Source organism: Synechococcus sp. R8-2 (assembly GCF_047461715.1).
Taxonomy (GTDB): domain Bacteria; phylum Cyanobacteriota; class Cyanobacteriia; order Thermostichales; family Thermostichaceae; genus Thermostichus.
This window is the reverse complement of the sequence record NZ_JANSHQ010000148.1, coordinates 1-5,012: the sequence shown is the minus strand read 5'-3', so window position 1 is coordinate 5,012 and position 5,012 is coordinate 1. Positions and strand designations below refer to the sequence as shown.

General features: G+C 58.1%; 6 protein-coding genes. 1 reads left to right on the top strand and 5 read right to left on the bottom strand.

The features are described from left to right. The 4 genes from NW819_RS04205 to NW819_RS04190 all read right to left on the bottom strand — a co-directional run. On the bottom strand, window positions 1-692 hold a 692-nt coding region (locus NW819_RS04205), incomplete at its 3' end, for an HAD family hydrolase (protein ID WP_414412979.1). Between the two features lie 110 nt (window positions 693-802). Then, on the bottom strand, window positions 803-1,282 hold the full coding sequence (locus NW819_RS04200; RefSeq protein ID WP_414356714.1) for a peptidylprolyl isomerase: 480 nt from the start codon (window positions 1,280-1,282) through the stop codon (window positions 803-805). A gap of 221 nt (window positions 1,283-1,503) precedes the next feature. Further along, on the bottom strand, window positions 1,504-1,980 hold the full coding sequence (locus NW819_RS04195) for a phosphate-starvation-inducible PsiE family protein (protein WP_414388089.1): 477 nt from the start codon (window positions 1,978-1,980) through the stop codon (window positions 1,504-1,506). 49 nt (window positions 1,981-2,029) lie between these two features. Next, on the bottom strand, window positions 2,030-2,215 hold the full coding sequence (locus NW819_RS04190; protein WP_041437321.1) for a DUF2256 domain-containing protein: 186 nt from the start codon (window positions 2,213-2,215) through the stop codon (window positions 2,030-2,032). Between the two features lie 412 nt (window positions 2,216-2,627). Here NW819_RS04190 and NW819_RS04185 point away from each other — a divergent pair, with 412 nt between their 5' ends. Further along, the gene (locus NW819_RS04185; RefSeq protein WP_414412978.1) at window positions 2,628-3,464 is read left to right on the top strand and encodes an RNA polymerase sigma factor RpoD/SigA; all 837 of its coding nucleotides are present in this window, start codon (window positions 2,628-2,630) and stop codon (window positions 3,462-3,464) included. A gap of 121 nt (window positions 3,465-3,585) precedes the next feature. Here the strand turns inward: NW819_RS04185 and NW819_RS04180 are convergent. Beyond that, on the bottom strand, window positions 3,586-5,012 hold a 1,427-nt coding region (locus tag NW819_RS04180; RefSeq protein WP_414412977.1), incomplete at its 5' end, for a CTP synthase.

Sequence of the window (5,012 nt, the reverse complement as noted above, 5' to 3'; positions counted from 1 at the left end):
TCCGGCAGGTTGTAGCCCCAGTCGGCCAAAAACAGGAGAACTTGCTCCAGCTCCGGCACCGTCTGCACCTGGCGCAGCGTTTGCAGGCGATCCTCCACAAACCACAGCTCCTCAGCCGGCAGTTGGGCGGCAGCCAGTAGCCGCTGTAAAGTGGTGGCCTTGGGGGCGCGCACTTCCTTGCCCAGAATGCGGTGGCGCGGCAGTTGGATCCCTTCTCGACCCAAGAGCTGCTGGATGAACCGTCCCTCTTTGGTGCTGAGGATGGCCAAGCGCGGCTCCCCTGCAGCCTGAACCTGGCGTAGCCAAGCCGCCACCCCCGGATAAAAGCGGTGTAGCCCCAGCCACCCCTGCAGATCCTCTTCAATCCAACGATCCCGCACCCGATCCAACGCTTGGATTAGAGAGAGGGCAGGGATCCCTGACTGCTGCAACAACCGCTGCCGCCAGCTGGGCCAGTCTTGGCGCAAGTCTTCCTCCCGGATCCCTTCCTGTAGCCCCCACAACAACAGAGGCATCTCCCAGCCGGTCTCGATCAGCGGGCGCAGACGGTCAAAAGCAGGACGCAGCGGCTCTAGCTGAGCAGGAGCCAAGCCCCACACCTGAGCACAAACGCGGCAGGAAGAGGCAAAATACTCCGCCCGCCCATCGCAGAGCACACCATCAAAATCCAGAACCAGAATGCGGGGGGACATTCGCCGGGGCCTAGCGAACTCCATACCTGAGTCCCCCTGAGGGCAAGTTGCAAAAATGGGGCCAGAGGCCAAGTTAATTTAACCAAACTGTTCCACCCGATTGGCCCAACCTAATTGGATTCCAAGATGCGAACCGACTTGATCTCCACCGGTTTCAGGGGGCGATCCTGAGGGCCGGTGGGCGCAGTTGCAATTTTATCCAACACATCCTCTCCCTCGATCAATTGCCCAAAGATCGTGTAGTTGGGCGGCAGCGGGTAGTCGGCATGCATGATGAAGAACTGGCTGCCATTGGTGTTGGGGCCGGCGTTGGCCATCGCCAAAGTGCCACGGCTGTAGGGACGTTGCACCGGCTCATCGGGAAAGCGGTACCCCGGCCCACCCCGCCCTGTACCCGTGGGATCCCCGCCTTGGATCATGAAGCCGCGGATCACGCGGTGAAAGATGACGCCATCGTAAAAGTGATCGTTGGCCAGAAAGACGAAATTGTTGACGGCCAGGGGAGCTTCTTGCGGGAACAGCTCCAGAACCATTGTGCCGGCGGTGGTCTCCATCGTGGCCGTGTAGGACTTGGCCGGGTCGATCACCATCGGGGGGGGATTGTTGTAGGTTTTCACGGGTTTGCCCAAGTGTTGTGCCAGGAGCAAATCGCGAGAAGAATGCGGGCGGGCCAAAACAGGGAGAGCACTCAACCCCACCCAAAGCACCACCATCAGCACAGCTAACTTCACCAGGCTGGCCAACTTAGATCGCGCACGCACAATTCTTGCAGGAAAGCTCCATCCCCATCGTACCAGGATTCTGTCCGAGCTTAATCTTCCCCGGACTTGGATGGAGACTTGGCCCGCCGCACCAGCCAATAACTTACCGAGAGGGCCAACGTCGCTGCCCCCAAGCCAATGAGCTCCAACCCCCCCAGCTTCTCGAAATCGAAAATGATGATCTTGCGGGCCACCGCGATCAAAGAGGTGACGATTACCAGCTCCACCTGCACCACCTGCTTTTGCAAGTAGGCGGTAATGTTCTCCAGAATTTCCAGCGCAATCAGAATATTTAAAAAGAGGCCGAAGATCTCGATTAAAGTGGTGGAGAAAAACCCAGTTGGCTCGGTCAACAAATCTGCCACCAAGAACCGGGCCAAGTCCACCACTGCTACTACGATTAGCCCGATCATCAAAATTGACAGTAGCTTCGAGATCAGGCTTTCCAGGCGGGTGATGGCCCGCAAAAAGGGATCCTCCTCTTCTGTCTCGTGGGGATTGTGCAACAGCCACTTGAGAAACCGCATCGCCAACCCCGACAGATCCAAACCCTTATGTCCTGATCCTGAGACAACATTATCCGTCCCAACCGTCTTGCCGGGAAGCAGGCAGGGATCCCTTGGGGCGATGATTGCGACACCGCTCGGAACAGTATTTCACCTCCGACCAACAGTCGGCCCACTTTTTGCGCCAGGTGAAGGGTCGCTGACAGGTAAGACAAATTTTGCTGGGCAAATCCGATTTCTTCCGTTGGCGTGGCATGGTGCACTGCAAAACAAGGTCAACTCTGTAGTCAGTTTAACAATCCTACCGGATGCTGACCGTTACCATCACGGAAGTGTTTAGTCTGCGCCCCACCTTAGCAAAAGCTGAAGTCTGAACCTAGAGAAATCGAGTAGCCTCTTGAAATCCGGCGAGATCTCTGCCCTGTGTCTGCAGGGATCCCTGAAGGAAGTTGGGTTTGCTGAAAGGTTAGCCGCCTCCATCCTGTACTGAGTAAAGTTCTTAACACCCGCTTGTGAACTTGAGCTTGAGTTTGTATGAAATCTTGAAATCTCAACCAAATGGGACGAATGTAGCTGTTCAGAATTGTCCCCCCCCACCGAAACGGGTTGAGGTACGGCTCAGCAAACCCGGCAGCCGGGCAACTCAAGCCTCGCTGTCGGAGGACTCGGTGGGCATATTTTTGCGGGAAATGGCTCGCTACCCACTCCTCAGTGCCGAGCAGGAAGTGAAATTGGGACGGCTGATTGCAGAGGGGGGAGCTGCCAGGGAACGGGCGAAACGGGAATTGGTTAGGGCCAACCTGCGCTTGGTGGTCTCGATTGCCAAAAAGTACTTAAATCGCGGTGTGCCGTTTCTGGATTTGATTCAAGAAGGCACCATCGGCCTGATCCGGGCCGCAGAAAAATTTGAGTGCGAACGCGGCTACAAGTTTTCCACCTACGCCTACTGGTGGATTCGCCAAGGGATCACCCGCGCCGTTGCCAATCAGGGGCGCCTGGTGCGGATCCCGGTGCACATGGTAGAAAAGCTCAACCAGGTGAAGCGGATCCGGCGAGATCTGACCGAAGCCCTAAACCGTCGCCCCACCCAAGCAGAGATTGCCAAAGCTCTGGAGATTTCCCCCGACAAGCTGGACGCTCTCTTAACCCTCTTGGAAGCCGGTCGCCAAACTCTTTCGCTGCATACTCCGGTCGGCAAAGAGGAGGATAGGGAGCTGATGCAGCTTATCGAGGCCGCCAACGGCCCCACTCCCGAATCGCAAATGGACTTGCACCTGCTGTCTGCCCAACTGGAAGAAATGCTGGAGCAGCTCAGCCCCCGAGAGCAAGAAATCCTCAAGCTCCGCTATGGGCTGAAAGATGGCCACCTGCACACTCTCTCCGAAATTGGTCAGCTCTTCGGCCTGTCTCGAGAGCGCGTCCGACAAATTCAAGCACGAGCCATGCGCAAACTGCGCCATCCACGCCGACAGGAAATTTTGGCAGATTGGATGACCTCGTTTTAGGCAGTAGGCCACGGCTGCTCCACAGGCGAAACCCAGGATTCCGCAGCAGTTTATGTTCAGCAAAGCTCTGCAGAACCAGGACCAGAGGCGTGCCCCCACTTTTGGACAAGGGATCTGTCAACTAGCCCATCTTCTGCAACTGCAGGGGGTGAGGCTGAGGGCGGCTGCGCAGGACAGCTTCGATCAACCCCAAAAAGAGGGGGTGGGGGCGGTTGGGGCGGGAGCGAAACTCCGGATGGAACTGGGTGGCGATGAAAAAGGGGTGGCTGGGCAGCTCGATAATCTCCACCAAGCGGTTATCCGGCGAGACTCCGCTGATGATATAACCAGAGTCCAGAAAAAGGCTGCGGTAGGCATTGTTAAACTCATAGCGATGGCGGTGCCGCTCGTAGATGATGGCCTCACCGTAGAGCTTGGCCGCTAGGGTATTGGGCATGATGCGACAGGGATAGAGGCCCAGCCGCAGGGTTCCTCCCAGATCTTCCACATCTTTCTGCTCCGGCAAGAGGCTGATCACCGGGTGGGGGGTATCGGGGTCAAACTCGTAGCTGTTGGCCCGCTCCAGGTGGGCAATGTGACATCCCCAGTCGATCACCGCGCACTGCATGCCCAGACACAGCCCTAGGAAGGGAATGCCTTGCTCCCGCACGTAGCGGATGGTAGCCACCTTGCCCTCGATGCCGCGATTGCCAAACCCCCCCGGCACCACTACCCCATCCACACCAGCCAGTAGGGCTTCCGGCCCCCGCTCCTCGACTTCCTCAGAAGAGATCCAGCGCAGCGTGACGCCGGCATTGAGGGCTAGCCCAGCATGGCGCAGGGCCTCGGCCACGGAAAGATAGGCATCCGTAAGGCGCACGTATTTGCCGACAATGGCAATCTCCACCTGCTCTTGGGGGTGGTGCAGCCGCTGCACCAGGAGCTCCCACTCCCGTAGATCTGGCTGCTGCGGATCCAGGTTGAGGATCTCCAAAACCCGCTGCGCCAACCCCTCCTGCTCGAGCACCAAAGGCACATCGTAGATACTGGGGGCATCCTGAGCCTGAATCACACATTCCACCGGCACATCGCAAAACTCGGAGATCTTCTCCTTGATCCCGCGGGGCAATGGCTGTTCGCAGCGGCACACCAACACGTCCGGCTGGATACCAATGGAGCGCAGCTCCTTGACCGAGTGCTGGGTAGGCTTGGTTTTCATCTCCCCTGCCGCTTTGATCAGGGGCACCAGGGTGACATGCACATAGGCGACATTGGCGCGGCCCACGTCCTTGCGAAATTGGCGGATGGCCTCCAAAAAGGGCAGAGACTCGATATCCCCCACCGTGCCCCCCACCTCCACCAGCACCACATCGGGGTTGGTCTCGCGGGCCACTCGCCGGATCCGCTCTTTGATCTCTTGGGTGACGTGGGGGATCACCTGCACCGTGCTGCCCTGGTAATCGCCGCGCCGCTCTTTGTGGATCACCGCCTGGTAGATGGCGCCGGTGGTAACGTTGTTGAGCTTGGACATGTTGGTGTCGGTGAAGCGCTCGTAGTGGCCCAAGTCCA